Annotated in this window: 16 protein-coding genes; 8 read left to right on the top strand and 8 right to left on the bottom strand. The window is 73.0% G+C overall.

Going from position 1 to position 26,856, the window contains the following annotated elements; all coding sequences use genetic code 11:
- Window positions 1–609: 609 nt before the first annotated feature.
- From AB0C46_RS30335 to AB0C46_RS30310, 6 genes are all read left to right on the top strand, one after another.
- A complete protein-coding gene (locus AB0C46_RS30335; RefSeq protein WP_362831733.1) occupies window positions 610–7,506 on the top strand; it encodes an SDR family NAD(P)-dependent oxidoreductase in 6,897 nt (2,298 codons plus the stop codon).
- Between the two features lies 1 nt (window position 7,507).
- Window positions 7,508–12,202, top strand: a complete 4,695-nt coding sequence (locus AB0C46_RS30330) for a beta-ketoacyl synthase N-terminal-like domain-containing protein (protein ID WP_362831696.1) — start codon at window positions 7,508–7,510, stop codon at window positions 12,200–12,202.
- Between the two features lie 71 nt (window positions 12,203–12,273).
- Entirely contained in the window at window positions 12,274–12,528 is a 255-nt protein-coding gene (locus tag AB0C46_RS30325) for an acyl carrier protein (RefSeq protein WP_362831731.1), read from the top strand.
- A gap of 3 nt (window positions 12,529–12,531) precedes the next feature.
- Window positions 12,532–13,353, top strand: coding sequence for an alpha/beta hydrolase (locus AB0C46_RS30320; RefSeq protein ID WP_362831695.1), 822 nt, complete (start codon window positions 12,532–12,534; stop codon window positions 13,351–13,353).
- Window positions 13,350–14,543: a glycosyltransferase gene (locus AB0C46_RS30315; RefSeq protein WP_362831694.1), complete on the top strand. Its 1,194-nt coding sequence runs from the start codon at window positions 13,350–13,352 to the stop codon at window positions 14,541–14,543. The genes AB0C46_RS30320 and AB0C46_RS30315 overlap by 4 nt, the downstream gene beginning before the upstream one ends.
- Window positions 14,540–15,598, top strand: coding sequence for a class I SAM-dependent methyltransferase (locus AB0C46_RS30310; protein ID WP_362831693.1), 1,059 nt, complete (start codon window positions 14,540–14,542; stop codon window positions 15,596–15,598). Before AB0C46_RS30315 ends, AB0C46_RS30310 begins: the two co-directional genes overlap by 4 nt.
- Window positions 15,599–15,709: 111 nt before the next feature.
- On the opposite strand, the gene AB0C46_RS30305 is transcribed toward AB0C46_RS30310, so the two are convergent.
- The 8 genes from AB0C46_RS30305 to AB0C46_RS30270 all read right to left on the bottom strand — a co-directional run bounded on the left by AB0C46_RS30305 (window position 15,710) and on the right by AB0C46_RS30270 (window position 23,656).
- Window positions 15,710–17,008, bottom strand: coding sequence for a zinc ribbon domain-containing protein (locus tag AB0C46_RS30305; RefSeq protein WP_362831692.1), 1,299 nt, complete (start codon window positions 17,006–17,008; stop codon window positions 15,710–15,712).
- 3 nt (window positions 17,009–17,011) lie between these two features.
- Window positions 17,012–17,569: a phage tail protein gene (locus AB0C46_RS30300; RefSeq protein WP_362831690.1), complete on the bottom strand. Its 558-nt coding sequence runs from the start codon at window positions 17,567–17,569 to the stop codon at window positions 17,012–17,014.
- Window positions 17,566–19,569: a putative baseplate assembly protein gene (locus AB0C46_RS30295; protein ID WP_362831689.1), complete on the bottom strand. Its 2,004-nt coding sequence runs from the start codon at window positions 19,567–19,569 to the stop codon at window positions 17,566–17,568. The genes AB0C46_RS30300 and AB0C46_RS30295 overlap by 4 nt, the downstream gene beginning before the upstream one ends.
- The gene (locus AB0C46_RS30290; protein WP_362831688.1) at window positions 19,569–20,009 is read right to left on the bottom strand and encodes a GPW/gp25 family protein; all 441 of its coding nucleotides are present in this window, start codon (window positions 20,007–20,009) and stop codon (window positions 19,569–19,571) included. The genes AB0C46_RS30295 and AB0C46_RS30290 overlap by 1 nt, the downstream gene beginning before the upstream one ends.
- 65 nt (window positions 20,010–20,074) lie before the next feature.
- Entirely contained in the window at window positions 20,075–21,994 is a 1,920-nt protein-coding gene (locus AB0C46_RS30285) for a VgrG-related protein (protein ID WP_362831687.1), read from the bottom strand.
- 16 nt (window positions 21,995–22,010) lie between these two features.
- Window positions 22,011–22,805, bottom strand: coding sequence for a LysM peptidoglycan-binding domain-containing protein (locus tag AB0C46_RS30280; protein ID WP_362831685.1), 795 nt, complete (start codon window positions 22,803–22,805; stop codon window positions 22,011–22,013).
- 1 nt (window position 22,806) lies between these two features.
- On the bottom strand, window positions 22,807–23,244 hold the full coding sequence (locus AB0C46_RS30275; RefSeq protein WP_190142579.1) for a phage tail protein: 438 nt from the start codon (window positions 23,242–23,244) through the stop codon (window positions 22,807–22,809).
- A gap of 76 nt (window positions 23,245–23,320) precedes the next feature.
- Window positions 23,321–23,656 carry a hypothetical protein gene (locus tag AB0C46_RS30270; RefSeq protein ID WP_362831684.1) on the bottom strand — a complete coding sequence of 112 codons (336 nt, stop codon included), beginning with the start codon at window positions 23,654–23,656 and terminating at the stop codon, window positions 23,321–23,323.
- A 2,236-nt stretch (window positions 23,657–25,892) separates the two neighbouring features.
- Between AB0C46_RS30270 and AB0C46_RS30265 the strand changes: the two genes are divergently transcribed.
- Window positions 25,893–26,060 carry a hypothetical protein gene (locus tag AB0C46_RS30265; RefSeq protein ID WP_362831683.1) on the top strand — a complete coding sequence of 56 codons (168 nt, stop codon included), beginning with the start codon at window positions 25,893–25,895 and terminating at the stop codon, window positions 26,058–26,060.
- A gap of 128 nt (window positions 26,061–26,188) precedes the next feature.
- On the top strand, window positions 26,189–26,584 hold the full coding sequence (locus tag AB0C46_RS30260; protein WP_362831682.1) for a hypothetical protein: 396 nt from the start codon (window positions 26,189–26,191) through the stop codon (window positions 26,582–26,584).
- Window positions 26,585–26,856 lie beyond the last annotated feature (272 nt).

The following is a 26,856-nucleotide window of genomic DNA, read 5'->3' as shown; positions in this document are numbered from 1 at the left end:
GAGATGGGCAGGAACGGTCGGCCCGTTGTGCTTCCAGCGTGATCCGGGGCGCTAGCGGTCGACTAACGGGGCAGTAACGCATCGTTAATGCCCCCCGCATCTGGCGTGCGGGGTGCGGGGGTTGTCCTTTATTTCCAATGAGCAGCAGTTAAATGCGGCTATTTGCGAGTGCTGCTCGGGGGTGGGGCGGGTCGCAAGGGACTCTCGCGGAATTCCGCCGAAGGGTGATGTCGCTGTGTTCCGGGGGAGAGGGGGCGGCGTCTTTTGGCAACTTGATGCCGCTGTACGGCAGTTCGGCCGCCCCGTGCGGAATGGCCGTGGGTTTGACCAGCTGAACCCCGGCCTTTTGCCGCTTTCCCTGCCGTCGGCACGGTCTGCGTCTCGTGGCTACCGCAATGTACGTCGTGGCCTACCACGGACTTCCGCGGCGTTCGTTGACGTGCCAGGAACGGCTGTTGAGGCTGGTGCCCCCGCACCGCATGCAGGTGGACCGCTGCCCTGCGACTGCGTGTATGTCCTGCACCCACGTTTTCCGGAGTTTCCGTGACAATCGCACCCCTGACTGATGCTGTCCTGGGGATAAGCCCTTTCGGTGCACCCGATCCGAGAATCGTCTCCGCTGTCTGCCGGGCCGGTGGGCTCGGTGTGCTCGATCTCGGCAAGGGGGACAGGCGGGCCAGGGAGGCGCTGGAGAGAGTCCGGGAGTGGGTGCCGGGGCCTTTCGGGGTGCGGGTGTCCGCCGGATGTTCCGTCACCGCGGACGAGTTGAGGAGCGGCGGGGGCGTGCACACCGTGCTGCTCGGCGTGGAGGCGCCGCTGCGGCTGGACGACCTCGTCGCCGACCACCGGGTGCTCGTCGAGGTCACGAGCCGCGACGAGGCGCTTGCGGCAGCCGGGGGCGGTGCGCACGGACTGATCGCCCGGGGCCAGGAGAGCGGCGGGCGGATCGGTGAGCTGAGCACCTTTGTGCTGCTCCAACAACTCGTGGCGGAACCGGCTTTGGCCCTGCCCGTCTGGGCCTGCGGCGGTATCGGGCCGCACACCGCCGCGGCCGCCGTGGTCGGAGGCGCGGCGGGAGTCGTCCTGGACACGCAGCTCGCACTTCTGGAGGAGTCCGGCCTCACGGACGACGTGGCTGCCGCCGTGCGGACCCTCGACGGTTCGGAGACCGTCGTGGTGGCCGGTCATCGAGTGCTGCGGCGCCGTGGGCCGGACGCGTCACCGGTTCCGGAAGACCCGGCGACCGTGGCCGGTCTGCTCGGCGCCGGCGATCTGCGGACGCAGCTGCTCCCCGTCGGACAGGACGGCTTCCTGGCCGCCCGCTTCGCGGAGCAGTGGCGCGACGTCGGCGGGGCGGTCCGCGGGATCACCGCCGCCCTGTGCGAGGCGGTGCGGGATGACGCGCCGGCCGACGCGCTGCGTCGCGGTTCCGCGATGAGCCAGGCGCTGGGTACGCCGCTGCCCGTCGCCCAGGGACCGATGACCCGGGTCAGCGACCAGCCGCGGTTCGCCGCGGCGGTCGCCGAGCACGGAGCGCTGCCCTTCCTGGCGCTGGCGCTCGCCGGCCCGGAGCAGACGCGAACCCTGCTGGAGCAGACGAGTTCCGCCCTCGACGGCCGGCCCTGGGGCGTGGGGGTGCTCGGCTTCGCTCCCCAGCGGACCAGGAACGCCCAGCTGGAGCTCATCCGGGAGTTCCGGCCGTCCTGCGCGATCATCGCGGGAGGCCGGCCCTCGCAGGCGGCCGCCCTGGAAGAGGCGGGTATCGACACCTTCCTGCACGTGCCCTCGCCCGGCCTGCTGCGGCAGTTCCTGGACGTCGGCGTCCGCAAGTTCGTCTTCGAAGGCGCCGAGTGCGGCGGCCACATCGGGCCGAGGAGCAGTTTCGCGCTGTGGGAGGCCCAGATCTCGGTCCTCACCGAGTTCCTCGACACGGCCGGGGACACCGACCCCGGCGAGCTGCGGGTGCTGTTCGCCGGAGGGGTGCACGACGCACGGTCCTCGGCCATGGTCGCTGCGCTCGCCGCTCCGCTGACCGCCCGTGGCGTGGCCGTGGGCGTGCTCATGGGCACCGCGTATCTGTTCACCGAGGAGGCGGTGCGTCATGGTGCGGTGCGGCCGCTCTTCCAGCGGCAGGTCCTGGCGGCGCGGCGGACCGAGCTGCTGGAGACTGCGCCCGGCCACACGACACGGTGTGTGGCGAGCCCGTTCGCCGATAACTACCTGGCTCTCAAGGAGGAGTTGCGGTCGGGGGGCGTCGCGGAACGACAGGCGTGGGAACAGCTGGAACGGCTCAATGTCGGCCGGCTCAGGATCGCCAGCAAGGGTGTCGAACGGGTCGGCGGGGAGCTGACCGAGGTGGCGGAGTCCCGGCAGCTCGCCGAGGGAATGTTCATGGCCGGTGAGGTCGCCGTCCTCCGGTCCCGGGCCACCACGATCCCCGAGCTGCACGACTCGGTCAGCGGCGCCGCCGCCGGTTTCTACGCCGAGCACGCCGCGCGGGCGCGCGAGCGGCTCGGTGCCGCCCGGCCCCGCGACGAACCGCCCGTCCCTGCCCCCCTGGACATCGCCGTAGTGGGAATGTCCTGCATGTTCCCGCAGGCCCCGGACCTCGCCGGCTACTGGGCGAATGTGGTCGCGGGAGTCGACGCCGTCACCGAGGTGCCCGCCGAGCGGTGGGATCCGGCGGTCTACTACGCGCCCGAGGCGGACAGCGCCCACACCGATGCGAAGTGGGGCGGTTTCCTGCCCGACATACCCTTCGACCCGTTGCGCTACGGCATTCCTCCGGCCGCGCTGGGCAGCATCGAGCCGGTGCAGCTGCTGTCGCTCGAAGCCGCGCGCCGGGCGTTGGAGGACGCCGGATACGGCGAGCGGGAATTCGACCGGTCCCGGGCCGCGGTGGTCTTCGGCGCCGAGGCGGGCAGCGATCTGTCCCACGCGGCCGCGCTGCGCTCGCTGCTGCCGGCCTACGTGGGGCAGCTGCCGCCCGAGCTGGACGCACAGCTTCCCCGGCTCACCGAGGACTCCTTCCCCGGCATGCTGGCCAACGTCATCTCCGGCCGGATCGCCAACCGGCTCGACCTGCGCGGTGCGAACTACACGGTGGACGCGGCCTGCGCTTCCTCGCTGGCCGCGGTGGACGTGGCGTGCAAGGAGCTGTCCGCCGGCACCAGTGACCTCGTCCTGTGCGGCGGCGCCGACCTGCACAACGGGATCAACGACTATCTGCTCTTCTCCTCGGTCCGTGCGCTGTCACCGACCGGCCGTTCCCGCCCCTTCGACAGTGCGGCGGACGGTATAGCGCTGGGCGAGGGCGTCGCCTGTCTCGTGCTCAAGCGGCTGGCCGACGCGGAGCGGGACGGGGACCGGATCTACGCCGTGATCAAGGGGGTCGGCAGTGCCAGTGACGGCAAGTCCCTCGGCCTGACCGCACCCCGTCCCGAGGGACAACGTGCCGCGCTGGAACGCGCCTATCGCCACGCGGGGATATCCCCGACGAAGGTGGGTCTGATCGAAGCGCACGGCACCGGGACCGTGGTCGGCGACCGTACGGAGCTCAGCGCCCTCACCGAGCTGTTCACGCAGGCCGGAGCGGCGCCCGGAAGCTGTGCGCTGGGGTCGGTGAAATCGCAGATCGGGCACACCAAGTGCGCCGCGGGCCTGGCCGGTCTGATCAAGACCGCCATGGCGCTGCACACCGGGGTCAAGCCGCCCACCACGCACCTGGAGCGGCCCAACACGGCCTGGGAGCAGGGGAGCAGCCCGTTCGCCTTCCACACCTCGGCGCGGCCGTGGGCGGCGCGACCGGCCGAGCGCGTCGCCGGGGTCAGCGCCTTCGGTTTCGGCGGCACCAACTTTCACGTCGTGCTGCGTGCCCACGAGGGGGCGCCGCCGGCGCACGGGCTCGACCGCTGGCCGGCAGAGCTGTTCGTCTTCTGCGGCGCCGACCGCGAGGACGCCCGGCGGGCGATCCGGCAGCTGCTGCAACTGGCCGAGCAGAACGACCACAACGGCCGCCCGTGGCAGTTGCGCGACTTCGCGGTGACCACGTCCCGCCGCTGCGAGGACTCCGGCCAGCCGGCGCAGTCGGCGATCGTGGCGGGAGACCTGGACGAGCTGACCGTGCTGCTTCGGCGGGCGCTTGCGGGCGAGCACGACCCCGCCGCGGGGGTCTTCGTCGCCGGGGCGGACGGCGGATCCCACGGCCATGGGGCCGACGCGAAGGTGGCGTTCCTCTTTCCCGGCCAGGGCAGCCAGCGACCGGACATGCTCGCCGAGCTGTTCGTCGCCTTCCCGGAGGTCCAGCGCTACCTTCAGCTCGGCCGCGGGTGGGCGGAACTCCTCTACCCGCCCGACGCCTTCGACCCCGCCGCCGCGGCGGAGCAGCGGGCCCGGATCACCGACACCACGGTGGCCCAGCCCGTGCTCGGCATGGTCGGCCTGGCCGCGCACGACCTGTTCGGCCGCGCCGGTGTGGTCCCGGACATGGTGGCCGGGCACAGCTACGGTGAACTGGTCGCGCTGTGCGCTGCCGGGGCGCTGGACCCCGCAACCCTCCTGGAGCTGAGCGCCCAGCGGGCGGCGGCGATCGTCTCCGCGGCCGGCACGGATCCGGGCGCCATGGCCGCGGTGTCGGCCGGTGCCGAGGACGTCTCCCGGCAGCTCAGCGCGGCGGGCCTGGCGGACCGCGTCGTCATCGCGAACCACAACGCGCCCGAACAGGTCGTCCTCTCCGGGCCCGCCGACGCCCTCGCGACCGCCGTGGCACGACTGCGCGAGCACGGTTACGGCGCCACGCCCCTCCCGGTGGCCTGCGCCTTCCACAGCCCGGTCGTCGCCGGTGCCGCTGAGCGGTTCGCCGAGGCGCTCGCCGCGGCACCCGTACGGGAACCGCAGACCCCGGTGTGGTCCAACCGCACGGCGTCCGTCCATGCGCGACGCCCCGAGGACGTACGCGCCGAACTGGCCGCACAAATCGGTGCGCCCGTCCGATTCACCGAGCAGATCGAGCGGATGTACCAGGCCGGAGCCCGGATCTTCGTCGGGGCCGGGCCCGGCTCGACGCTCACCTCCTTCGTGTCGGCGATCCTCGGCGAGCGCCCGCACACGACAGTCAGCTCCGAAACAGCGGGCAACCGGGGGCTGCGCGGCTTTCTCGCCGCGCTCGCCCAACTGGCCGTCGCCGGTGTGCGGGTACGCACCGGCTGGCTGTTCCACGGACGCCACGCCACCGACCTGAGGCACGCGACGCTGCCCGAACGACCTGGCTGGACCGTCAACGGGCACCTGGTGCGCACCCGTGACGGCAGCCCGCTGCCCGGATCTCTCATGCCTGCCCGCCGTATCCAGGAGACGATGGTGACGACGCCGGACCCCCATGAAGCTGCCGTCAACCGGGACCGTATGGTCTCGGAGTTCCTGCGCAGCAGCAGGGACATCGTCGCCGCGCAGCGCGATGTGCTGCTCACGTACTTCGGTGCCGCGCCGGGCACGCCGGTCGCCGCACCGCCGGCTCCGCCGCCGCCCCTCAACCAGGCACCTGTCCCGGCCGCACCGGTGTCGGCAACATCGGTCACGTCCACACCGGTTGTCGGCGACCCCGGCCCCTTCGCGCCCGCTGGGGAATCGGCGTCCCCGGCGGCGCGGCAGACCCCCACGGAGGCCGCGCCGCTCGCCGAGGACGACGTGCTGCGGACCATCCTGGGCATCATCAGCGAGCGCACCGGCTATCCGGTGGACATGATCGAACCCGATCTCGACCTGGAGGCCGACCTGAGCGTCGACTCGATCAAACGGATCGAGATCGCCGGTGAACTGGTCGCCCGGCTCCGGGGCGGCAGCGTCAGCGGGTCAGGCGTCTCCCAGCTCGACGACGCGGAGTTGGACGCCCTGTCCGCGGCGCGCACCGCCTCCGGCATGGCCGGCTTGCTGATTGCACGACTCCGCGGTGTCGAGGAACAGCCCCCCGAGGACGAGACCCCGCCGGATGAGGTCAGTCGCCCGGCCCCGGTGGCGGCGGTCGCCGAGGCGCCGGCCCGCCTGCTGCTGCGGCAGGTGGCCCTGCCCGAGCCGGCCGGAGACCCGGCCGCGCTGGCCGGAAAGCGGTTCGCGCTGCTGGGCGGGAACGGCCCGGTGACCGAGAGCCTGTCGGCCCAACTCGCCGACCATGGCGCGGACCTCGTCATACGCGACGGGCGGCACATGCTGACGGATCAGGACGGCCCGCTGGACGGGGTGCTCCATCTGGCGGCGCTGACCGGCGCCGAGGAGCCGCTGCTGCCCGAGTCTTTCCCGGTGCTGCAGGCCGCGCTGGGGCGCGGGCCCCGGTGGGTGCTCTCCGCCGTCCCCGGCGGGGCGGAGTCACACGAGGGGCGCGCGGACGGACGAGCGGACGGACTGCGGGGGATGTTCCGGACCATCGGCCAGGAGTATCCGGACACGGTGGCCAGGCTGGTCGAGGTCGCCCCTGAGCAGTCGGCGGCGGCCGTGGCAACCGCGCTGGTGGGCGAGTTGCTGGCCACCGACCCCGCCCCGGTGGTCGTCCGGTCCACCGGCGGTCGCTACGGCCTCGAACTGGCCGGGAGCGAACTCGGCCCGCTGGGCGGCAGGGGAGCCGGGCCGGCCGGCGACGGTGCGGCCGAGGCCGGTGCGCTCGGCCTGGAACGGGACGCCGTGGTGCTGCTGGTGGGCGGAGCCCGGGGCATCACCGCGCGCTTCGCCGCGACGCTGGCGGCGGCCGCCCGCTGCCGGATCGAGCTGGTCGGCCGGACCGCCGCGCCGAGTGGTCCGGAAGACCCGGGCACGCGGTCGGCGCCCGACCGCGCCAGGCTCCGAGCGACCCTGTCGGCGCTCGGCGACCGCACTCCGGCCGAGATCGAGCGAACCGTCACGCGGATCCTCGCGCAGCGCGAGATCAGCGCCACGGTCGAGGAACTGCGCCACCTCGGGAGCATGGCGCGGTACCACTCGGCGGACATCCGTGACGCCGAAGCGGTGCAGCGCGTGGTGAAGGAGATCTACGCCGAGCACGGCCGGCTGGACGGCGTGGTGTACGCCGCCGGAGTGATCGAGGACCGGACGCTGGCGGAGAAGGACATCGAGTCCTTCCGGCGGGTGTACGACACCAAGCTCGAAGGCGCCCGCACACTGCTGCAGGCGGTGGAGAACCTGCCGCAGCCGCCACGCTTCACGGTGTTCTTCGGCAGTGTCGCGGCCGTCCTGGGCAACCGCGGTCAGGTGGACTACGCGGCGGCGAACGATGCACTGCAGAGCCTGGGCAGCCGCTGGGCCGCACGCACCGGCGGCCGGCTGCTCACGGTCCACTGGGGACCGTGGGCCCCCACCGGCAAGCACCAGGGAATGGTGACCCCCGAGCTTGCCCGGGAGTACGCCCGCCGGGGGGTCAGGCTGATCGACCCCGAGGAGGGGACGCTCAGTCTGCTGCGCGAGCTCGCCTGGGGCGAGGAGTCGGTCCGCACGGTCGTCTACACCGCATCGGGGTGGTGAGATGACCAGCGGGAAAGACACGTTGCGCACCCAGATCGCCATTGTCGGCATGGCCGTCCTGCTGCCGGGGGCGGCAGACCTCGGAGCGTACTGGCGGAACCTGGTCGCCGGAGTGGACGCGATCACCGACGTCCCGGCCGGCCGGTGGGATGCCGGCTTCTACGATCCGCACGCGGTGGGGCGCTCGGATCGCGTCTACTGCCGGCGAGGCGGATTCGTCGACGATCTGGCCCAGGTCGAGGTCACCCAGTTCGGGATCATGCCCAACTCGGTGGCGGCGACCGAACCGGACCAGCTCATCGCGCTGAAAGTGGCCTCGGAGGCGCTCGCCGACGCAGGCGGCGAGCGCCGGTTGCCCGACCGCGACCGGATCGGCGTGATCCTTGGCCGCGGCGGCTATCTGACCCCCGGACTGTCCCGCGGCTCCCAGCGGGTGCGGACGGCCAACCAGCTCGTGCGCACGCTCGGCGAGCTGCTGCCCGACCTCGGCGACAGCCAACTCGAACGCGTGCGGCAGGAGTTCGTCGCGCGGCTCGGGCCGGACGACCCCGATCAGGCGATCGGCCTGGTGCCCAACCTCACCGCCTCCAGGGTCGCCAACCGGCTCGACCTGCGCGGCCCCGCGTACACCGTGGACGCCGCCTGCGCATCCTCACTGGTCGCCGTCGACCAGGCGGTGGGCGAACTGGCCGGCGGACGCTGCGACATGGTGCTCGCGGGCGGCGTCCACCACTGCCACGACATCACACTGTGGAGCGTGTTCGCCCAGCTGCGCGCACTGTCCCCGAGCCAGCGGATCCGTCCCTTCGACCGGGCCGCGGACGGCCTGCTCATCGGGGAGGGCACCGGCGTCGTGGCCCTCAAGCGGCTCAGCGACGCGCAGCGCGACGGTGACCGGGTCTACGCGGTGATCCGGGGCACCGGAGTGGCGAGCGACGGCCGCAGCGGCAGCCTCGTCAACCCCGACTCCCAAGGCCAGGTGAAGGCGGTGCGGCAGGCGTGGCGCGCGGCCGGTCTCGACCCCACCCGGCCGGGTGCGATCGGGTTGCTGGAAGCGCACGGGACCGCCACTCCTTCCGGCGACGCCGCCGAACTGGCCACCGTACGAGAGGTGTTCGGCGCCGCTGACGGCGAGAACCGGGCCGTGATCGGGTCGGTGAAATCGATGATCGGCCACACCATGCCGGCGGCGGGCGTGGCCGGCCTGGCCAAGGCCGCGCTCGCCGTACACCACGCGGTGCTGCCGCCCACGCTGCACTGCGACGACCCGCACCCCGCGCTGGCCGGAACCCGGTTCCGGCCGATCCCGGAGGCACAGGCCTGGCAGACCGGTGGACAAGAGGTCCGGCGGGCCGGTGTGAACGCCTTCGGTTTCGGCGGCATCAACGCGCATATCGTGCTCGAAGCCCCGCCCGAGGGCACCGTGTCCAGGCGGAAGCGGCCCGCGGTATCGGTGCGGGAACCGGAACGCGTGCTGCGCCTCACCGCCGACAGTCCCGAGCAGCTCGCCGTCCTGCTGGACGCCGACGACTCGTCGGTGCTTGCGGCCGGTCTCGACGACCGGGCCCCGGGCGAGGGGAGCAGCCGCCTCGGCATCGTCGCCCCGACGGGCAAGAGCCTCGCGCTGGCGAGAAGGGCGGTGGCCACGGGCCGCCCCTGGCGGGGCCGTGGCGAGGTGTGGTTCACCGCCGAGCCGCTGCTCGGCGGGGACAGCGGTGCACAGCTGGCATTCGTCTTTCCCGGGCTCGAGGCCGAGTTCCGGCCCCAGGTCTCCGACATCGCCCGGCACTTCGGGCTGAGCGCCATGGTCCCCGACCTCCGCGCCGGGCAGCCGGCCGAGGTGGCGGACGTCGGCCGGCACGGGGCCGAGGTGATCGCGGTGGGCCGGGTACTGGACGCCGCCCTGCGCCGGATGGCCATCGTGCCGGACGCTGTCGCGGGCCACAGCGTGGGCGAGTGGACCGCCATGGTCGCGGGCGGGTTGTTCGCCGGCCGTGCGGTGGACGAGTTCGTGGCGCACTTCGACCCCGGCGAAGTCCGGGTGCCGGGTCTGGCCTTCGCCGTCCTGGGCGCCCCGGCCGACCGGGTCGCGGCCGCCCTGGAGGACCGCCCCGAGATCGTGCTGTCCCACGACAACGCGCCGGACCAGACCATGGTGTGCGGTCCGCCCGGCCCGGTGGACCAGCTCGTGCGCTGGTGTCGCGCGCGCAACATCGTCGGCCAGGTCCTGCCGTTCCGGTCCGGCTTCCACACCCCCATGCTGGCCCCCTACCTCGACCCGATTCGCCGTGCCGCGAGCCAGTTCGCGCTGTATCCGCCCACCGTTCCCGTGTGGTCGGCGACCACGGCTTCGGTGTACCCGTCCACCGAGGCAGAAATCCGCGAGCTGTTCGTCCGGCATCTGCTGGAGCCCGTGCGCTTCCGCCCGCTGATCGAGGCGATGTACGCGGCGGGCATCCGGGTCTTCGTACAGGCGGGCACGGGCCAGGTCGGCGGGCTGATCGACAACACGCTGCACGGCCGGCCGCATCTGACGGTGCCCGCCAACTCCCCCAAGCGCAGCGGGATGGCACAGCTTCACCGGGTCGCCACCGCACTGTGGGCGGACGGCGGGAAGCCGGATCTCAGGCCGCTGACAGCCGGCGGCGGCGCACCGGCGCGGCGCCCGCCGGTCCGGTTGGACCTCGGAGGGCCGCTGATCTCCTTCGACCAGGAGACGCTGGGCAGCCTCCGCTCGGCGCTGGCGGGCCGGCCCGGGGCGCGCACGGACGGCGCACTGTCCGCCCTGGACGCGCTGGCCGACCGGCATCCCGCCGCCGGCGAACTGAGCGCGCTGCTGAAGGACACCGCACACACCGCCACAGCGGTGCTCGGCGCCGCCGGTACGGCCCGGGCGAACGCCCCGGCGCCGCCCCCTGCCCCGGCGCCGCCCCCTGCACCGGCGCCGGTGCACCACCCGCCGGCGCCCGGCGGGCAAGAGTTCCGCACCGTGCTGCCGGTGTCCACCGGCAGCATGCCCTACCTGCTGGACCACTGCTTCTTCGCACAGCGCCCCGGCTGGCCCGACGAGGCCGACCGCTGGCCGGTGGTCCCGGCCACCACGGTGATCCACCACATGATGGCGTGCGCCGAGCAGGCGCAGCCCGGCTCGTTCGCCGTCGCGGTGCACCGGGTGCATCTGAACCGGTGGGTGACGGCCAGTCCGGCCGTGGACGTGCCCGTCCGCGTGGCCCCGCAGGGACCCGGGCGGGCCGGCGTGACCTTCGGCCGGTTCGCCCGCGCCGAGGTCGAACTGGCGGCAGGCCACGTCAAGGATCCGCCCCGCCCGTGGGCATGGGACCCCACCGCCGAACGGACCCCGGAGATCAGCGCCGAGGAGCTCTACACAGACCGCTGGATGTTCCACGGTCCCCTGTTCCAAGGCGTCACCGAGCTCACCGCGATCGGTCCCGCACATGTACGCGGGCAGCTCACCACCCCGCCGGCGCCCGGCGCCCTGCTGGACAACGTGGGTCAGCTGCTCGGCTACTGGATCATCACCACCCTGACCGAGCGGACCGTGGTGTTCCCGATACGCATGAGGGAGATGCGCTTCTTCGGCCCGCACCCCGCGACCGGAACCAGGCTGGACTGCCTCGTCAACATCACCTCGGTCACCGACACCGCGGTGGAGGCGGACATCCAGCTGGTCGCCCACGGCCGGGTATGGGCGGAGATCCACGGCTGGCAGGACCGCCGTTTCGACAACCACCAGGAGACCAGGGCCCAGGAACGGTTCCCCCAGCGGAACACCCTCTCCCGCGTCCAGGAAGGCGGCTGGTCGCGCGTCCACGACCGATGGCCGGACCTCGCCTCCCGCGATCTCGTCATGCGCAACCACCTGAGCAGCGCGGAACGTGAGGACTACGAGCAGTGCCCGCCGCGAGGCCGCGCGCAGTGGCTGCTGGGCAGGATCGCGGTCAAGGACGCCGTGCGCCAGTGGCTGTGGGACCACGGCGAGGGGCCGGTGTTCCCCGCCGAGATCCGGGTCGGCAACGACGTGGCCGGCCGGCCACGGGTCGCCGGACTCCACGGCCGGACGCTGCCCGAGCTGGACGTCACGCTGGCGCACTGCGCGGAGACCGGTGTGGCCATGGTGCGCCCCCGTACCGCGCACGGACACCGCGGGATCGGCATCGATGTGGAGGAGATCACCGAACGCCCGGTGTCGACCCGGAATCTGGCACTCGGCCCGGCCGAGCGCGAGCTGCTCGCTGCGACACACACCGAGGCGGGCGAGCCGGAAGGCCTGTGGTTCACCAGGTTCTGGGCGGCGAAAGAAGCGGTCTCCAAGGCGCAGGGCACCGGATTGCAAGGGCGGCCGAAGGACTTCACCGTGGTCGCCGCGCAGCCGGAGGAACTGCTGGTGGAGTCGGCGGGCCGGCGGCACCGCGTGCACTGCCGCCGGATCAGCAATCCGGCCGACCTGCCGAGCAGGGAGTACGTCGTCGCATGGACGACGGATTCGACGGACGTGACGGACGCGACGGATGCGACGGATGCGACGGGCATGACGGATGCGACGGATGCGACGGATGCAACGGGCGTGACGGGCGTGACGGGCGTGACGGACGCGACGGACGCGACGGACGCCACGGACGCCACGGACACCACGGACACCACGGACACGATGGACGAACAGGAGACGACGCAGTGAACAGCGGTCAGGCACAGCCACCGGTACGTGCAGACGAGGCAGAGGCAGTGGTGTTCGGCGAGATCACCGGCATGCTCAAGGCAGTGCTCGACGACTGCGGGTTGGAGGACGTCGAGATGACCATGGCCACCAGGTTCCACGACGACCTTGACCTGGAGAGCATCGACCTGGTGACCCTCGGCGGCCAGTTGGAGGCGAGGTACGGCGAGCAGGTGAACTTCGCCGAGTATCTGGCCGGCCTCGACCTCGAAGAGATCATCTACCTCACGATCGGTCAGCTCGTCACCCACGTGGCCGGCTGTCTGCGCCGAGCGGGGGAGTGCTGAACGGTGGCGGTGATCAACGCCAACGGCATCGCGCTGCACGTGGAGCGGATGCCCGCCCGGAACACCGCGGGCACCGAGACACCGCCCACGGTGGTGTTCGTGCACGGCATGCTCGTGGACAGTCTCGTCAGCTACTACTTCACCCTGGCGCCGGTGTTCGCCGCGGCGGGGATGGACGTGATCATGTACGACCTGCGCGGTCACGGCCACAGTGAACGGGTGCCGAGCGGCTACCTGCTGGAGGATTTCGTCGGCGACCTCGATGCGCTGCTCGTCCGGCTGGAGGTGACGCGACCGGTCCATCTGGTCGGCAACTCCTACGGCGGCACCATCGCGTTCAGCTATGCGGCACACCGGCCCGAGCGGGTGGCCAGCGTGTCAGTGATCGAATCCGAGCCGGCCACCGCGGCCTGGTCGCGCAAGATGGCCGTCAACCTGCGCCGCGCCGCAGTCGAGTTCGCCCGCACCGACCTCCACGAGCGGCTGACCCGGGAACACGGGGCGCATGCGACCCGCCGGGTGAAGTCGGCGTCGAGGCTGCTGAGCTCCAGCACCATGGCCCAGGACATCCCCGCCAGCCGGCTGATGGCGGAGGACCAGATCCGGTCATTGCGCTGCCCGGTGCTGGCCGTGTACGGCAGTGAGTCGGACCTCGCGGCCCAGGAACCGTGGCTGCGGTCGCTGCTCACCGACTGCCGGACCGTCGTGGTACCGGACCAGGAACACTGGGTCCTGATGGGGGCCACGGACCTGGTGAGCGATCTGATCACCGAGTGGATCCGTGCCCACCACGCGGCCGGGACAGCGGAGGTCGGCGCCCGGTGAGCAGGTTCCTGTTCGTGGTGCCACCCCTGGTCGGACACCTCAACCCCACGCTCGGCGTCGCGGCGGAACTGGTCCAGCGGGGGCACCTGGTCGCCTGGGCCGGACTGCCGGACGTGGTGCGACCGCTGGCCGGCGAGCGGGCGACGGTGTTCCCGTGCGCCGCGCCTCCGCTCGACGATCCCGCCCTGCTGCGACCGCTCTCGCTCCGGGGCCCGGCGGCGCTGAAGTTTCTCTGGGAGCGGTTCCTCATCCCCCTGGCGGAGGCCATGGCCCCGGGGGTGTCCGCCGCGGTGACGGCATTCCGTCCGGACGTCCTGATCGCCGACCAGCAGGCCGTCGCCGGCGGACTGCTGGCCGAACGGCTCCAGGTCCCCTGGGCCACCTCGGCGACCACATCGGCGGGGTTCACCGCACTGGCCGGCCTGCCCAAGGTGGAAGAGTGGATCACCGAAGTGATCCACGCCTTGCGGCAGCGGATCGGCGATCCGGGCAGCGCGGTGGACCCCCGGCTGTCCGATCGGCTCGTGCTGACCTTCAGCTCCGAGGCACTGGTCGGGCCGGCGGAGTCCTTCGGCGACCAGGTGCGGTTCGTCGGCCCGTCCCTGGCCTCCCGACCGTCCACCGTCGACTTTCCGTGGGACCGGCTGGACCCCCGGCGGGCCACGGTTCTGATCACCCTCGGCACGGCCAACGCCGAGGTCGGGGCACGCTTCCTCGCCGAGTGCGCGGAGGCGGTGCGGCTCCGGTCGGACAGGTTGCAGGCGGTGGTCGTCGACCCGTCAGGGACGCTGCGCGGGGACGGCGAAGGGCTGCTCGTGCGCCCGAGCGTTCCCCAGCTGGCGCTGCTGGAACGGTGCGACGCCGTGGTCTGCCACGGCGGGCACAACACCGTCTGCGAGGCACTGTGGCACGGGCTGCCCCTCGTGGTGGCCCCCATCCGGGACGACCAGCCCACCGTCGCCGCCCAGGTGGTGCAGGCCGGCGCGGGCCTGCGTGTCCGGTTCGGCCGGGCGACCGCCGTCCAGCTCGGCACGGCCCTGGACTCCGTGCTGGGCGAGCCGGGCTACCGGGCCGCCGCCGAACGGGTGGGCCGGTCCTTCCGCGCCGCCGGGGGCGCAGCCGCCGCGGCGGCACACCTCGAACACCTCGCCGCCCACCCAGCCGCACCAGCCACAGGAAGACTTCGATGATGAGCAGGGCCGATCAGGTCGCCGCGCTCCGCCCCCGCTACCAGGACGATCTGGCGCACGGGTGGGCGCGGTTCTTCTCACCGCGACGAACCGACTGCCCGTGGTGCGGTGCGGCCCGGCTGAAGGTACGGCTCAGGACGCGCGACCTGTTGCAGGGCAAGCCCGGCAGGTTCGTCCTGGAACAGTGCCAGGAATGCCGCCACATCTTCCAGAACCCCCAACTCACCCCCGAGGGGCTGGAGTTCTACTACCGAGACTTCTACGACGGGCTCGGTGAGGAGAACCTCGCCGCTCTCTTCCGGGGGCACGAGGCCCGCTACCGGCTCCGGGCGGAAGCCGTGCTGCCGCACGCCGAGCCGGAGACATGGCTGGACGTCGGTACGGGACAGGGGCACTTCTGCGACGCGGCGCGTGCTGTTCTGCCCCGTACCGTCTTCGACGGGCTGGACATCAGCGCGGGCGTCGAGTCGGCCCGGCAACGAGGTTGGGTGCGGCGGGGCCACCGGGGCGCGTTCGCCGAGCTGGCCGGGGAACTGACCGCGCAGTACGACGTGGTGAGCATGTTCCACTATCTGGAACACAGCACTGCTCCCGAGGAAGAGCTGGCTGCGGCGCACCGGGTGCTGCGCCCCGGCGGTCATCTGCTGATCGAGGTACCGGACCCGCAGTGCCGGTTCGGCGGGCTTCTCGGCCGCTGGTGGCTGCCGTGGCTGCAGCCGCAGCACCTGCACTTCATTCCGGTGGGGAATCTGCGCGAGAGGCTGACCGGGCTGGGATTCACCGTGGTCGCGGAGGAACACGCCGCACCACATGACCCCGCCGACCTGCTCGCCGCGGCCTGGCTGGCCCTGAGCAGCCTGGCCCCGCACAAGGACGAACCATGGTGCGCCGAGGCACCCGGCAGAGCGCGCCGGGCGGTGCGGGGCATGGTGCTCGCCGGAGGCGTTCCCCTCCTCACGCTGGGCTGGCTGCTCGACCGGCTGATCAAGCCGGTGGCCCACCGGGCCGGCCTCTCCAACGCCTACCGGCTCCTGGCCCGCCGCGATGGGCCGTGACCCTCGGCACGGTTCTCCCGGCGCGCAGCGGGCCGCGCGCCGGGAGAACGCCGTTCCGGCGGCATGCTCCTGGGGGAGTGTGCCGCCGTCGGCCGTCCCTGCCCCCGCCGGCTATCCCGCCGACCGGCCGAAGAACTCCAGCTCGGCGATGGCCACTTGCTTGTCCTCCGCGGCGCCGTACGCGGTGTGCAGCACCAGCCGTACGCGCAGCGCATCCCGCACGGCCACATCGAGTTTCTGTGGCCTGCCGTCATTGATCACGGCGCGCGAGAGGTGCTGCTTGCCCGCGGAGTCGGTCACGATCAGGTCGAACTCGCGCGGACGGGCCGGGTCGGCGGCCTGCGGGGTGCGTGCGGAGACACCGGGGGTGATCAGAATGTTGAGCAGGTCGGTGGGCTGGCTGAATCCGGCCTCCAGGTACTGGCCGTCCGAGTTGCCCGAGTAGCCCGTCCCCCACCAGGTGTTGGAGTAGGTGTCGAACGCGAGCTTCGCGTCGTGGTCGGGTCCGGCGTGCGAAGCCTTCCAGGTGGAGGCGGGTACCGGGACGCGCTTGGCGAAGTGGTCCTGTACGGCCTGCGCGGCCGGTGGCCCCCCGATGATTCCCCCGACCACGGCGGCCGCGATCACCGCCGCCACCACGGCCCGGGTGATCCACCGGGACCGGTCGCGGTGCAGGCGCGGCCGCTCCCCCGCGTACGGGCCTTCGGCGGCCTCCGGCGCGGTGTCGGCGAGGAGGTGGGCACAGCTCCGGCAGAAGTGCCGGCCTGCCGCGTTGCGCGTTCCGCAGCTCCGGCACGGTGCGCCGTCCTCGGGCTCGGGGACCGCGTGCGGGGTACGGACCCGGGGCCGGGACGCCTCGGGACGGCCCGGCAGCACCCCGCCGGGAGCCTCGGGCGGCGGGGTGGGTGAGGCACCCGGTACGGGGACCAGGAGGGCGCGGATCCCGGTCTCGGAGACGCCCCCTCCGCCGGCCGGACGGGGGGCGGCCGGGCCGTCCTCGCTGCCCGGACCGGACGGGGACCGGCCCGCGTCCCCGTCGTGCGCGGCGGCCGGCGGGAGCGGGGCGGTCGGTTCCTCGCCGGCACCCTGCTGAGGAGCGGCGGCCGAGTGGGTACCGGCGCCGGTGGCGGGAGCAGGAGGAGGAGCGGCGGGGCCTGCTGCGGGCCTGGCGGTGCCGGAGGGCGCCGGGTGGTTCGGGGCACTCGGGCCGGGGGCGGATTCCGGGGCGTTCGTGGTGCGAGCCGGGGGAGTCGGCGGGGCCGCGGCGGCCGGACGCTCCGGAGCCGCCGTCGGCGAGTTCGACGCCGGCCGGTCCCAGCGCAGGAAGGCTCCGCAGGAGTCGCAGAAGGACTGGTCCGTCTGGGGGGCGGGGGAGCCGCAGTCGGGGCAGGTGGTGTGGTTGGTCGGCATGGGTCAGGTTCCTTCAGGGGTGGGCAGCTGGGTCACCTCGGCCGCGAAGGGGAGGTGCGCGGGACGGGCCGCTGCGACGACGGCGTGCAGACGGTGCGGGTCGACGGCGGCGGGGTCACGGACCCGCAGGGTCACCCGCAGGCCGGGATGCGGCGAGCCAGGGAAGGCGCCGAGCGGGCGTGCGGACCAGGTCGCGCCGCCGCTCTCGATGATCTCCGGGCGGACTCCGAAGGCCAGTTGGACGGCGTCCGACAGGCCGCGCCGGGTGCCGCGTACCCGGTGCAGCGAGACGGCCGTGGCCACCGCGCGGCGGCGGGTGGCCAGCGGTTCCGTCCCGTCGAGTTCGGTGCCGACCCAGGTGGTCAGCCAGTCGACGAAGTCCTCGGGCGCGAGGGCGGGCGTGAAGTAGTTCTCCAGACAGTCCAGGACGTTGAAGAGCGGGGCGAGGACGGAATCGAGGCCCTCGACGAAGCGCTGGGCGAAGTCGTCGTCGGCGTAGACCGCGGGGAGCTGCTCGCCCAGTGGGTGCGGGGAGGCCATCCCCGCCGGTGTGCCCCTCATCGGGCCTCGATCACACGGACGCGGTGGTCGAAGGGGAACAGCAGCGCGGAGCGGGCGAGTTCGATGCGGTCGGTGGCGTCGCCGCGGCGCCCCGTGAGCGGGTCGGCGGGGTGCAGGAGCACCTCGTCGACGAGTTCCACACCGGGCACCCGCTGCAGGGCCGCGAAGATCTCACCGGAGCGCAGCGGGCGTCCGAAGGGCCAGCCGTCGCCATGGGCCCCGCCGGTCAGCGGGTCCAGGTAGGCGTAGAGCGCGTCCAGGGCCTCGGCGCGTACCCGGTCGGCCCGTGCCGCCCGGAAGGAGTGCAGCGTAGCGACGACCGTGACGCCCTGGTAGAAGGGCGGGCCGACCGCGAGGCGGGTGCCCACCGGGCGGCGCTCGTCGAGGAACTGCGTGACCCGGCCCAGGAGTTCTCCACCCGGCACCAGCTGTTCGAAGCGGAGCCGGCCACCGCGGTCGGGAACGGCCTGGGGGACGACCAGGACCCGGACGGCGTTCTCGCCGGTCCGGCCGGTCTCGCCGGCCTCCGGGCCCGACGCGCCGCCCGTCGCGCGCTCGGCGGGATCGACCGCGAGACAGGCGATCCGGGCGGCCTCGGGGGCCGCGCGCCGCGCCAGTTCCTCGTAGTCACGGGCGGTCACGGCCCGTTCCTGCGCGCGCAGCGTGATCGGCGCGCGGACCTTCGCCTCCTGCACCGTCTCGCCGTCGACCCCGCCACGCGCCGCCTCACGGTTCTCCACGCGCGCCACGTACGGGATCGAGCTGCGCAGCGCCTGGATCGAGCCGCGCGCCACATTGCCCGACCGCCCGCCGCCCGTGCGGTAGTGCGGGGCCCGAATCACCGAGCCCTTGACCGGTACGGCCCCGAACTGCCGTATCGAACCGTCCGGTTGGCGCACCGAAGGGCCGAATGCGATCTCCCCGGTCGCCTCCTCCAGCGTGATGTGCCGGTCGTACGGGCCGGAGGCCGCGAAGTCGGAAACGACCTGCCACTCCTGCCAGCCGTCCCCGTCCGAGACCTCCAGCCGCAGCGGCGGGCGGTCGGCGACAACGGGCGCATGCGCCAGGCGGATCCGCTGGCCGGGCACGCCCGCGGACTCGCCGAGCAGCTCGTCCTGCACCACGACGGCGTGCGCGACCGTCGTCGTGCCCCCGATGGTGAACGCGGAGGCGGACCGTACGGTCGGCGAGGCACTGTAGAACGGCTGGCCCTGCGCGGCCTCGACGACCCGGCAGCGCAGCCACGCGGCATCCGTCCTGCCCACACGGGAGACGATGTGCCCGGCCGGGACGTGCAGCACGACCTCGCCGGGCCGGTTGAGGCCGCCGGTGGAGTCCTCCGAGACCTCGCACTCCGTCCAGCCGTCCGCGGTCCAGGCCTCCCAGCGCAGCGGTGGCTGGCGCGGGTCCACGCCGACCCCGTCCACCCGGCTGTCCAGCTGCAACACGGCCGCGCACCGCGGTACCGCCGCCGACAGCCCGAACAGGAGGGTGTCACCCGGCTGCGGGGCGGCCGCGAAGACGGCCACATCGCTGCCGGCGAAGACGTCCTGGCTGCAGTCCTCGGGCGTGGTCCCCGCCTCCTGCCGCAGTACGGCGGTCAGTTCGCAGGGCACCACGGCCAGATCGTCCTCGGTGGCGAAGACCACCGACTCCTCGGTCTCGGTCCGCCCGGTGGCCACCTCCGTACCGGCGGGCAGCACGACCGGCTCGGGCTGCGGGGCGGAGAGCCAGAAGGTGACGTCGGCGCGGGCGGCGGAGGGCGGGAAGAGGGTGACGCCCAGCAGGTCGAGGAAGGCCAGATGGTTCTTCTCCGGCACCCGGTTGAGCCGGTAGACGATCTGGTCGGCCATGTGCGCGACGGCCTCGATGAGGGTCACTCCGGGGTCCGAGACATTGTGGTCGGTCCACTCGGGGCAGCGCTGCTGGATATAGCGCTTGGCGTCGTCGACGAACTGCTGAAAACGACGGTCGTCGAGATGGGGTGCGGGCAGGGCCATCAGGCTTCCCTTTCGGCGGACGCAGGGGACGCCGTGGAGGCGGATTCCGTGGACGGGATGACATAGAAGGGGAAGACGAGGCTGCGCGGGTTGTTGGTGCCGCGCACGCTGTAGCGCACATCGATGAACAGCACGGAGGGATCGTCGGGTGCCGGGCTGACCTCGACGTCCTGGACCTCGATACGCGGCTCCCACCGGTCGAGTGAGGACCGCACCTCATAGCGGATGCGCCCGGCCGTCGCCTCATTGACCGGGGCGAAGACCATGTCGTGCACGGCGCAGCCGAACTCCGGCCGCATCGGGCGCTCCCCGGGCGCGGTGGCGAGCACGAGCCGGATCGACTCCTCGATCTCGCGCTCGCGGCGGACCAGCGCGATACCGCCGCCCGCGTCCGTGCGCAGCGGGAAGGCCCAGCCCGCGCCGACGAACTGTTCACTCATGTCCGGTGCCCCCCTTGAGACGCATGTCCTCCAACTCCTCCAACTCCTCCAACTTCCTCACGCCCCTAGAACGGAATGCCGTTGCGCAGGACGGCCGGTGCGTTCAGCGTGACCGTGGCCGGCGAGTTGATGGCTGCCGCGGCGCCCGCGTTGACGGCCACGGCGCCGACCGCGGAGACGGAGACCGCGCCGACCGAGTTGACGGCCACCGCACCGGCCGACTTGAGGCTGATGGCGCCGGTCGCGTTGATGTCCGCCACGGCGCCCGCCGCGACGCCGAACTTCGCGCCCGCCTTGATGTCGACCGCCCCGCCCGCGCTCATCGTCAGCGAGCCGCCCGCGGTCAGCGACAGGTTGCCGCCCGCCTTGATGCTCACATTCCGGGTCCCGGTGATGGAGACGGAACCGTCGCTGCGGATGGTGACCTGGGTGCGGGTCTGGTCCATGTGGACGGTGAGCTTGCCGTTGCCGGTCTGCAGCCTGATGCCGCTCTTCATCCGGGACTTGGCGTCGATGAGCTCGACGGTGTGGCCGCTGCGCGACGCGAGGGAGCGCCAGTTGACCCGGCCGCTGGTCGGGTCAACCGGCTGCAGCCCGTCCGTGTTGGGCGTCGGCTTGTCGATGCCGTTGTACAGCCCGGCCAGGACGTAGGGATGCTCCAGCGAGCCCCGGTCGAAGGCGACGAGCACCTCGTCGCCGACCTCGGGCAGCATCAGACCGCCGCCGCGTACGCCGCCCAGCTGCGCGATCCGGCACCAGTCGCTCTCGTACGTGTCCGACAGCCAGGGGAAGCGCAGCCTGACCCGGCCCAGCTTCAGCGGGTCCTTGGCATTGCTGACCAGCGCCATGGCCACGCCCGGCATCGGCGGCGCCGGATCCACGCCGCCGGACGCGAGCCCGTACAGCGACCGGAACTGCCGCCCCGAGACGGTCAGCCAGGTGGTGAACTGCCGCCCGGACTCGAAGACATGGCGGACGCCGGTCGCCGTGTACTTCCCCTCGAAGGGGAAACCGGCGCCCTTGAGCGCGACGGGTTGGCCCGGCTTCAGCTGCGGATTGCCGGTCACCGCCACCTCCAGCTCCGCGAAGGAGCCCGCCACGTCATCGGCCAGCGCACGCGCGGCATGGGTGACCTGGGCCTGCGTGGTGAACGGCGGGTCCGTGGCGGTCAGTTCGGCCGACCCGAAGGGCTTGCTGAGCGCCGCGGGCGTGATGTCCGCAACGATGTCCTTGCTCGCCGTGGCCGGGGACTGCGCGGACAGCGCACGCTTGGCCCGCATGTCCCAGCCGCGGGCGCCCGCCTTGTCGACCTGTCCGGCGGCGGTGACGGCGATGCGGCTGTGCAGCGCGTTGTGGCCGAACTCCAGGACGTACGGGCTCTGCGCGGCCGGTGTGGTGTCGGCGGGTGCCGACGCGGCCGGGGTGAGCTTGCCGAACTGCAGCTTGCCCTTCGGGTCGAAGGAGAGATGGGCGTCGTTCTCCTGGGCGAGGCGGAGCAGAAAGTCCCAGTCGGTGATATTGGGCTGGGTGGCCAGCTCGTAGACGGTGCTGGTCGCCTCCACCTTGCCGAGGGAGAGCTTGTTGAGGCCGGCCAGACGGCGCACGATGTCGCTGGCGGTCATGTTGGGGTAGCCCGCGACGCGGCGATTGCGCAGCAGCCGGTGCCCCGGGTCGTACCCCCGCACGACCAGCGACTTGCCGCTCGCATCCGCGTCCACCTCAAGAGCGGTGACCTCGCCGGTCACCATCGGCGTGCCGCGCCGCCCGTCCGTGAACGGCGACAGCACCGCCTTCGCGCCGACCTTCAGCTGCGGGAAGGTCTTGAGGATGTCCGATCCCGTGTCACTGAAGGTGAGCTGGAAGGCGGACGGCACATTGACGCTCGCATCCACCCAGCATGCGGTGAGCAGAGCGGCGAGTTTGTCGGGCAGAGGTGCGCCGCCGATCTCGGCGTGCACGACGCTGGTGTACGTCTTCTCACTCATCGGATCTTCTCGCTGATCATCGGGCGGCCTCGTGGGATGTGGAGCTACCGGTGGGACCGTGTGCGGGACTGCTCGGGGGCGGGTCTTCGGGGTGGCCTTCGTCGGCGGCCGGCAGCAGCAGCTCCGTGCCCGGCCGAAGCCGCATCGGATCGTCGATCTCGTTGGCCTCCGCGATCAGCCGCCAACGGGTGGCGTCCCCGTACTCCCGCCAGGCCAGCGAGGCGAGCGAGTCACCCGCGACCGTGCGGTGGATACGGCGTGCGGAGAGCGCGCCGGAGGTGGGATTCTGCCCCTTGGTGGGCATGGCCACTTCGGTGAGGGACAGCGTGCAGGTGGCCCGGATCGGCTCGCCGGTGGGGTTGAAGAGCGTGTAGGTGGCGCTGACACTCGTCACATACGCCACGAACTGAACCGTGTTGAAAGAGCCCCAGGAGAACCGCACCCAAGGCGGCGACGGCCGCTTGGAATTGACGCTCTGCGCCGTCACCTCACAACAGGACAACAGCAGTTCGATCTGCTTCTGCACCTTCCCGGAATTCGGGGTGCCGGAGGCGTCCAGGAACACCTCCAGCTGAAGCGTGGCGGGCCGGGTGCCGGTGAACTTGGGCGGTGCACCCCGCATATAGGCGACCGCGGCCTGGGTGTGCCACTCCGCCTCCCGCCCCAGCTGCAACTGGGTCGGATTGAACTGGAACTCCACCTCACCGATGCGGCCGCCGATGGACCCGCCGAGGTCGGTGGGGGGCTGATGGATCGCGAGGGCGGCCCGTACGAGGCTGGCGCCCGCCTTCCCGCCCGTCGGCGCGGCCACCTCAGGCACCTCCCGCGTCGGTGAACCCGTGGTGCGCGATCTCCAGCGTCTCGGTCGCCACGCCCGGGCTGGCCGGGTCCAGGGTCGGCCCCTGCCAGCGCACGGGCAGCACCTCCACCAGCCCCCACTGGGCGACGATCGAGCCGTCGGCGCGAAGGGCGGCGATCTGCGCGGTGGGCCGGCTGATGCCGGTGGCGAGGGACGAAATCCAGGCGGCCACACGGGAGGTGTCGGCGGTGAGGGGGCGGGTGAGACGGATCGTGGAGAACGTCACGCGGGTGGGCAACTGCCAGACGAAACCGTTGTTGCCGCCCTCCTGCCGCTGCTCCACCTCCACCTCGGAGGCCAGGCCGTCGCAGCCGTTGAACAGGCCGAGGTCCTGGCCGTCGATGGTCAGCTTGAAGAAGACGGTGGAGCCGGGGTCCTGGGCCTGGGGCATGGTGCGTGGTCTTTCGGGTGAGGTGGTGGTGGTGGGCGGGCTGGCCGGTGATGGACGGGGAGGGGCGCGGGCGCGGTCAGCGGCCGTGATCGCGCAGCCGGCCGATGCGCTCGCGGTCGCCGCGCAGTTCGGCACGGAGCAGCCGTGAGAGCGGGGCCACCAGTCGCCGGGCGAGCGCGTCCAGGGCGGCGGGGTCGGTGGGGTCGGTGGGGGTGCTCGGGGTGGTGGGGCGGGTGGGGCGGGTGGGGTTGGTAGGGGTCGTCGTGGCAGCCGTGGCAGCCGTGGTGGTGAAGGCAGTTGAGGTAGAGGTAGTTGGGGTGGTTGGGGTAGCTGGGGTGCGTTTCGGGGTGGCTGCTGTGGGGGGTGGTGTGTGGCTGGCCGTCGCGGGGGTTGGTGGTGTGGGGGCGGCCATGGCGGAGCCGGGGGCGCGCTGAATCGGACGGGGGGCTCCTGTTGGAGCGGGCCCCGGGGGTGTGGCTGACGGCGATCGTCCAGGCAGGGCGGCCGACATGAGGGGCCGCGGGGCCGCAGCCGGGGCTGAAGCCGGGGCACCGGGAGCGGTTGGCGCCTGGCGCACCATGGGCATGGCGGGGACACCCGGTGCGGTCCGGACCGTACGGGATGCAGCGGGCGATGGGCCCGGAGTCCGCGGCGGCGCCGACGCCGGTTTCTGCAGCGCGACGGCTGGGACCCCCGCCCGCCGGGGCACCGGGCCCGCTCTGCCGGCCGGGCTCTCCGTACCCGCAGTGCCCGCCACGGGGCGCAGGGGGACGGCGGGTGCCGCCTGCACACTTGCGCGCTGCACCGCTGCAGGGCCGGCCGCCTCCGCCCGCTGCCCGGAGGACTGTTGCCGGGCGGCCGGGTCCAGCGCACGTGCCGACGCGAGCGGCGCTCGGCGCGTGACGAGGGGAGGCCGAGGGGCGCCGGTCGTCAGCGCGCGGCTGGTCGGCGTGCGGGAATCGGGCGTGTGGGATTCCTGCGGGTGGGATTCGGGGGTGTGGGATTCCTGCGGGTGGGACTGCGGCGTGTGGGATTCGGGGGCGTGGGATTTCCGTGCGTGGGGTTGCGGCGTAAGGGGGCCCGGCGTGTGGGATTCCCGTGGGCGGAGATCCCGTGGGTGGGATTGCGGCGTACCGGATTGCGGCGTACGGGATTTCGGCTCGCGGGTCTCTGGTGTGCGGCTCTCCGTTGCACGGCTCCCCGAGGTACGTGTCGGCGTCAACGGCGCTACGGGGGTGTGGCGTTCGGTGGCCGCCGCGGAGCGCTGCATCGGCGCTGGGGCTGGGGCTGGGGTCGCGGCTGGGGTAGGCGTATGGGCCGGTTTTGCTGGTGCTGGTGCTGGTGCTGGTGCTGGTGCTGGGGCCGGTGTCGCTGTCGGTCCCGGTGTCGGCGTAGCTGTAGGCGTCGGTGCAGTGTCCTGGCGATGGATCGCGGTGGACGCGGCGGGTGCGCCGATCAGTGGCTTCCGCTGGATTGCGGGTTGTGCGGGTTGTGCGGGTTGTGCGGTCTGTCGGGGCTGTCCGGGGCCCGGCGTACGGCCGTCGTCGGCCGGAGGCTGGGCCGGCTGTGCGTCGCCCGCCATGTCCTTGACCGGGTTGCCGGTGTCCGCACTAGGGGCCAGTGGAGCACCAAGTCCCAGGCGCTGAGTCCCTGTTCCTGCGGCTCGCCGCGTGGTTCGACGGGCAGCTTGTCCCACTGCTCGCTGGACCGGCCGTGGCGTTCGGTCGCCCTCGCTCGCGGCCGGGCGCGCGGTCGCCTGATCGCTGTTGCCAGCGGCTGCGAGGGGAGGCGTGCTGGCGGGCGAGGCCGTAGGGGAGACCGGTCGTGGGTTCGGGGCAGGGCTCGTGCTCGGTGCTGTGCCGGGAGTCGGCGGGGCCGAGACATCGCCCGGCGCGGGGCGGGCGCCGGGTGCCGTGTCCCTGTTCGGGGCGGCCTCCGGCGCGCTGCTCTGGTTGGGCGTGATGGATCGGCGTGGGCCAACAGCCCGCCGCTGTATGACCGGTTGGTGGACATCGGGCCGTACCGCGGCAGAGGCAGGTGCCGCACCCTCACTCGTCGGTCCGGCGGCAGGGGTGTGGGGCGAGGGGGGAGAGACAGGGGGCGCCGCTGCCGGGGCCGTCATGGCCGCCGGTGCCGGTGCCGGTGCCGGTGCTGGTGCTGATGCTGGTGCTTCGGTGCGCTGCAAGGGCGTGTTGCTGGGGGAGGGGGCGGTGCCGGTGCTCCCCGGATGCGACGGGGCGGCCGGCCGCAGCTGGCGTGGCGGCATCGGGACCCTGCCGGCCGAGGTGAGCGGAGACCGCGCGCCGGCGGCCTTCCGTACGGGCATGGCTACCGGCAGGGCTGAGGGGAGGGCAGCAGACCCCACCCCATGCGACGCGGAGCGAGCCGCCTGCCCTCCGCCACTGGGCGCGGCCTCGGCACCGGGCACAGCCGTGGTACGAGGAGCGGACTTGCCACCGGGCAAGGCCGTGGCATGGGGCGTGGACTTGCCACCGGGCAAAGCCGTGGCATGGGGCGCGGACTTGGCACCGGGCGCAACCGTGCCACCCCCACGCCCACGTCCACCCGCACCTGAACCGCCCGCACCCCCGGATGCCGACTCGGCCACCGCCGGCCTCTGCTGCCCACCCAGCGGGGCGCCCGACGGCATGGCAGACGGCGTGGCGGACGCCGAGGCAGACGGGATGGCGGACGCCGTGGCAGACGGCCCGGCCGACGAGGCGACCGGAGGCGTGCCAGGCGACCTGACCGGCGCGGCGCTCGGCGCGTCGTTCCGCGGGTTCGCGGACGACCTCGCGCCCCCCGAAGCCGGTTGACGAAGAGCACGCGCGGCAGACGTCTGGGCACGCGATGTGCCTGGTGTGCCTGGTGTGCCTGGTGAAGCCGCCCGCTGTACTGAGGCCGCACCTTGGGCCTCGTTACGTGCTGCGCTTTGGGTCTGGGCATGCGGGGTGCCCGGCGCCGCCGCCCGCTGTACGACGGCCCCGCCTGGGTTTTCGCTTCGCTGTACGGCGGCCGCACCCTGGGGCTCGGTACGTTGCGCACTAGGGGTCCGGGGACGTGGAGCGCCCGGCGCCGCCGCCCGCTGCACGGCGGCCGCACCCCCGGCCTCGGTACGTGCTGCACCTTCGGCCTGGGTACCCGGAGCGCCCGGCGCCGCCACCCGCTGCACACCGGCCCCGCCTCGGGAACGTACGACACCCTGCCCCTGGCCCGCGCCCACACTTCGCCCCGCACCCGCACCCGCCCCCGGCACAGCAGCGAACCCGGAGGCCGCTCCCGCGCTCCCGGGCGCGGCCTCCTCCGCCCGTCCCGCGACCGGCAGCCGCAGGACCGGTAGGCCGAGGTCGGCGGGGCGGCCGACGACGGGCACCAGCGCATCGCGCAGGACACCACCGGGTGCCGTGGCACGGACGTCGTGCCCCAGCTCCCCGCCGAAGGAGTGATTGCGGTGCGCGCTCAGCGACGCGGCGAAGCCGGCCTCCGCGACGGTGCGGGGCGCACTCAGGACCCGCTGGATGGGGGGCGCGGCGGACCAGCCGCCATCGCCACCACCGTCCGCGCGCCCGGCAGAAACCTCCGCAGACGCCCCGGCCTCAGGCCCCTGCGCAT

It is taken from the genome of Streptomyces sp. NPDC048637 (assembly GCF_040650675.1).
In the GTDB taxonomy this organism is placed as follows: domain Bacteria; phylum Actinomycetota; class Actinomycetes; order Streptomycetales; family Streptomycetaceae; genus Streptomyces.
This window is presented reverse-complemented; position numbering and strand designations above follow the sequence as displayed.

Bases quoted from the DNA above. Each gene is read 5' to 3' on its own strand.
- AB0C46_RS30265 (WP_362831683.1), top strand. From the start codon at position 25,893: ATGGCAGACGGCGTGGCGGACGCCGAGGCAGACGGGATGGCGGACGCC.
- AB0C46_RS30300 (WP_362831690.1), bottom strand. From the start codon at position 17,569: ATGAGGGGCACACCGGCGGGGATGGCCTCCCCGCACCCACTGGGCGAG.
- AB0C46_RS30330 (WP_362831696.1), top strand. From the start codon at position 7,508: ATGACCAGCGGGAAAGACACGTTGCGCACCCAGATCGCCATTGTCGGC.
- AB0C46_RS30325 (WP_362831731.1), top strand. From the start codon at position 12,274: ATGCTCAAGGCAGTGCTCGACGACTGCGGGTTGGAGGACGTCGAGATG.
- AB0C46_RS30305 (WP_362831692.1), bottom strand. From the start codon at position 17,008: ATGCCGACCAACCACACCACCTGCCCCGACTGCGGCTCCCCCGCCCCC.
- AB0C46_RS30260 (WP_362831682.1), top strand. From the start codon at position 26,189: ATGCGGGGTGCCCGGCGCCGCCGCCCGCTGTACGACGGCCCCGCCTGG.
- AB0C46_RS30310 (WP_362831693.1), top strand. From the start codon at position 14,540: ATGATGAGCAGGGCCGATCAGGTCGCCGCGCTCCGCCCCCGCTACCAG.
- AB0C46_RS30270 (WP_362831684.1), bottom strand. From the start codon at position 23,656: ATGGCCGCCCCCACACCACCAACCCCCGCGACGGCCAGCCACACACCA.
- AB0C46_RS30275 (WP_190142579.1), bottom strand. From the start codon at position 23,244: ATGCCCCAGGCCCAGGACCCCGGCTCCACCGTCTTCTTCAAGCTGACC.
- AB0C46_RS30290 (WP_362831688.1), bottom strand. From the start codon at position 20,009: ATGAGTGAACAGTTCGTCGGCGCGGGCTGGGCCTTCCCGCTGCGCACG.
- AB0C46_RS30295 (WP_362831689.1), bottom strand. From the start codon at position 19,569: ATGGCCCTGCCCGCACCCCATCTCGACGACCGTCGTTTTCAGCAGTTC.
- AB0C46_RS30285 (WP_362831687.1), bottom strand. From the start codon at position 21,994: ATGAGTGAGAAGACGTACACCAGCGTCGTGCACGCCGAGATCGGCGGC.